Annotated in this window: 2 protein-coding genes; one reads left to right on the forward strand and one right to left on the reverse strand. The window is 77.4% G+C overall.

What is annotated here, in order from left to right; genetic code table 11:
• Positions 1–41: 41 nt before the first annotated feature.
• Positions 42–2,498 carry a nicotinate-nucleotide--dimethylbenzimidazole phosphoribosyltransferase gene (gene cobT, locus ACWGL3_RS31275; protein ID WP_452462128.1) on the reverse strand — a complete coding sequence of 819 codons (2,457 nt, stop codon included), beginning with the start codon at positions 2,496–2,498 and terminating at the stop codon, positions 42–44.
• Positions 2,499–3,079: 581 nt separating this feature from the next.
• On the opposite strand from cobT, the gene ACWGL3_RS31280 reads away from it, so the two are divergent.
• Complete coding sequence (locus tag ACWGL3_RS31280) at positions 3,080–4,171, forward strand: peptidoglycan recognition protein family protein (RefSeq protein ID WP_267948558.1); 1,092 nt, start codon at positions 3,080–3,082, stop codon at positions 4,169–4,171.
• Positions 4,172–4,262 lie beyond the last annotated feature (91 nt).

A 4,262-nucleotide genomic window follows, 5' to 3' on the forward strand; every position in this document is an offset into this window, starting at 1 on the left:
GCCGAGGGGCGGGCCCCTCGGCGGACCGGCCCCTCGGCACCCTAGGCGTGGGCGGTGGAGACGCCCGCGTCGTCGAAGGTGGCGACGTCGCGCAGGACCCGCGCGGCGCCCTGGAGCAGGGGGAGTGCCAGCAGTGCGCCGGAGCCCTCGCCCAGGCGCAGCTCCAGGTCGACCAGGGGGCGCAGCCCCAGGTGGTCCAGGGCCAGCGAGTGGCCGGGCTCGCTCGAGCGGTGCCCGGCGAAGCACGCGCCGAGGGCCTCGGGCGAGATGGCCGCGGCGGCGAGGGCGGCCGACCCGGCGATGACCCCGTCCAACAGGACCGGAACGCGCAGCGCGGCGCCGCCCAGCACGAACCCGGCCAGGGCCGCGTGCTCCAGCCCGCCCAGCGCGGCGAGGGTGCCGATGGGGTCGGCGGGGTCGACCGGGTTGGCGGCCAGGGCCCGGCGCACCACGTCGACCTTGTGCTCGAACGTGGCGTCGTCCACGCCGGTGCCCCGGCCGGTGGCCCGCGCCGGGTCGGCCCCGGTGAAGGCGCAGACCAGGGCCGCCGCCGGAGTCGTGTTGGCGATCCCCATGTCACCGGTGACGAGGCACCTGTTGCCTGCCGACACCAGGTCGCGGGCGACCTCGATGCCGCCCTCCAGGGCCTGGAGGGCCTGCTCGCGTGTCATCGCGGGCCCCCGGGTGAAGTCCGCGGTGCCGCGCGCGACCTTGCGGGGCAGCAGCCCGGCGGCTCCGGGCAGGTCGCCGACGACGCCGACGTCCACCACCGTGACTCCTGCCCCCACCTGCCTGGCGAGGGCGTTGACGACCGCTCCCCCCTCCAGGAAGTTGTGCACCATCTGGGCGGTGACCTCCTGGGGCCAGGGGGTCACCCCCTGGGCGTGCACCCCGTGGTCGCCCGCGAAGACGGCGACCGCGGCGGGCTCGGGGATCGGCGGGGGGCACTCCCCGGCCAGCCCGGCGAGCTGCACCGAGATGTCCTCCAGGACCCCGAGGGAGCCCGGCGGCTTGGTCATCCGGTCCTGCCGGTCCCGGGCCTCCTCCAGCACCCGGGTGTCCAGCGCTCCGATGGCGGTGATGGTCTCCTCCAGCAGGCTCGTCGGCTCCTGGCCGGGCAGACCTCGGCGGCCGTAGCGGTCGTGGTGCACCGCCCAGGACAGGGGGCGTTCGTCCGCCCAGCCGGCGGGGGCGGGCTCGGACTCGGCGGGGAACTCCTCGACGAGCCCGACACAGAGGTAGGCGACCACGCCGAGGTACGAGGGGAGTTCGAGGGCGCGGGCGATGTCGGATGCGTCGACGTGGCCCACCCAGGCGACGCCGAGGCCCTCCGCCCGGGCGGCGATCCGGAGGTTCTCCACCGCGAGCGCCGCGGCGTGGGACGCGCTCTCGGGCCTGGCGTGGCGGCCTCGGACGTGGCGGGCGCCGCGGGCGGGGTCGACGGTGACGGCGATGTTGACCGGCGCCTCGAGGACGGCCTCGACCTCGGCCCCGTCGAGGGCGCGGGTTCCGTGCGGTGCGTCCGCCAGGGCCTCGCGCCCGGCGAGGGCGAGGTCGCGCACGCGTGAGCGCAGGGCGGGGTCCTGGACGACGACGAAGTCCCAGGGCTGCGAGTGGCCCACGCTCGGCGCCTGGTGGGCCGCTTCGAGGACCCGGGTGAGCACGCCGTGGGGGACGGGGTCGGGTCGGAAGCGCGTCCGGGCGTCGTGCCGCCCGCGGAGGGCGCGGTAGACCGCGGCGCGCTCGGCGTCGTCGAAGGCGGGGGCCGGCCGGGGGTCGGCCCCCGCCCCCTCGGGTTCCGGGTGCGCCCGCGGGTCCCGGGGCTCCCCGGTCCCGGCGGACGCCGGTGCGGGGGCCGATCGGGCCCGGGCCGGGTCGGAGGCGGGCCGTGACGGCCCGGTGTGCTGCGGCCCGGGAGGGGGCGCGGCTGCTTCGTGTGCGTACATGCCCTGTTCCGGCTCGGTGGTCGCGGGGTGCTGGTCCGCGTGTCCGTGGTTCGTGGTCGGCCCGTCGGGGTCGTGCGGTCCGGTGACGGCCGGCTCCGCGGCCCGGTCGCCCCGGAGGGGGATCACGTTGGGCCGGAGCGGGGGTCCCGAGGGCGGGGGCATGTCCGGGGAGGGCTCGCTCGCGGCGGGAGCCTCCCGGGGCGCGGTGGCGTGCCGGTCCGCCGCGTCCTCGGTTGGGGCTCCCGGCTGCGGCTCCGCCGGGTCCTCGGCCCCGGGCTCCTCCGGTGGCGGGCCCTGCGGCACCGGCTCCCCCGCCTCCGGTCGCGGCGGGGGCTGCGGGGGCGCGGGCGCCCCGAGCCGGAACGGGGTGGCCGGCCCTCCCGCCGCGTGCGGCGCACGCGCCTGGGTGCCGCGTCCGCTCTCCGGGAGCCCGTCCAGCAGGCCGCCGACGCGGGAACCGAGCCCTGGAGCGGGTTTTCCGCTCCTCCAGCGGGACGGCTCGTGTTCGCCGTCCCCGCCGCTCCGGGCGTCCCCGCGGTCATCGTTGGTCATGATCGCTCCCCGAGAGAGGTGTGTCGACTGCCCGTTCCGCTTGCTCCGGCGCAGACCGGTAAGCGTAGTCCGCGGTGTTCGTCCCCCGCGAACGGGTTCCCCGGACCCGGACGGTCGGCCCCGGCTCCGTCGCCGGGGTCCCCAAGTCACCACCAACTGTGCCAGAGACCGCGCGGGCACGCGGGGGGTACGGAGTCCCTCTCCCCTTCCGTCCCGGGCCGGGGCGTGTGCGCCCGGGCCGGTCCGGTGGAGCGCCGCCGCGGGCGTCCACGGCGAAGTCGGGGGCCCGTCGCCGACCTCGGCGTCACCGTGGGTGGCGCAGCTCCGCGCGGGGCGGGGCGCCGCCGGCGGTCCGGCGCCCGGGGCCGCCCGCCCTCTTCACGGCCGCCGCGTTCCGCCACGTCCGAGAACCACGCACATGACGACATGTCAGACATCCTGCCCGCCGAAGACGTCCTCAGCCCCGCCCTCCGTCCTGTCGCGCGTGCCGCGGGAAGCCGTCTGTGCCAGGGTGTGCGCACTCCCCCTGCCCCCGGCGGGCGCGATCCGGAACCGACCGATCCGAACGGAATGGACACACGATGCACAGGCGCACCTTCCTCACCGGGGCCACCGCCGCCGCCGGCCTGGCCGCGCTGGGGACCGCTCTGCCCTCACCCCGCCCCGCCCTCGCCGGGACCGCGTCCGACGGCACGGCCCCGCGGGTCCTGGCCGAGCGCTCCTCCTCCACCGGGCTGGTCAGGCCGGAGAGGCGCTTCGACATGGTGGCGGTCACCGGCGCCCCCGGCGGCAGGGACACGGCGATCCGCTTCGAGACCGCCGACGGCCTCGGGCCGTGGCGCCCCGTCCACCTGCACACCGGGGGGCGTGACGACCGCGAGCCGTCCGCCGTCGCGCTGGTGCGCGCGCCGGAGGGCGCCACCGGCTACGAGGCCGGGCCCAGCGGGCGCACCGCCGCCGTGAACCTCACCGACGGCGAGGAGCTGCGCCTCGGCGGGCCCGGGCGGGTGACGCTGTCCCCCGGCTCCTCCGCCGCCCGCGCCGGTATCCCCTTCCGTACCCGGGCCGGCTGGGGCGCCGACGAGTCGTGGCGCTTCGGCGAGGAGGGTGAGGACCTGTGGGCCCCCGAGTTCCACCCCGTGCAGGCGCTGACCGTGCACCACACCGCCATGCCCACGGGCGACGACCCCGCGGCGGACGTGCGGGCGGTCCACTACCTGCACGCGGTCGAGCAGGCGTGGGGCGACATCGGCTACCACGTGCTCATCGACCCGGAGGGGACGGTCTACGAGGGGCGCCACTCGGGCGGGGACGGTGTGCCCGTCTTCTCCGGGGTCCCGTCCCCGGGCCGGGCGCGCGCGGTGACCGCAGGGCACGCGTTCGGCTTCAACCACGGCAACGTGGGGGTGTGCCTGCTCGGCGACTTCACCGAGGAGCTGCCCACGGACGCGGCCCAGGACTCCCTCGTGGCCGTGCTGCGCCTGCTGTGCGCCGTGACCGGCGTCGACCCGTCGGAGAGGATCGGGTACGTGAACCCCGTCACGGGCGCCGTCACGCCGGGCGACGCGATCTCGCGGCACCGGGACTGGCTGGACACCGAGTGCCCGGGCAACGCGTTCGCCGAGGCCTTCGACACCGCGATCCGCGACCGCGTCGTCGGCGGCCCCTCCTAGGGCCTGTTTGGTAACTGGTGTGATCAGGGATCAAAGCACCGATCCGGTCACGCCAGGCGTGTCACCCCGCACAGCAGCGAAGCCTTCGGTA

This window comes from Nocardiopsis sp. NPDC055824 (genome assembly GCF_053616335.1).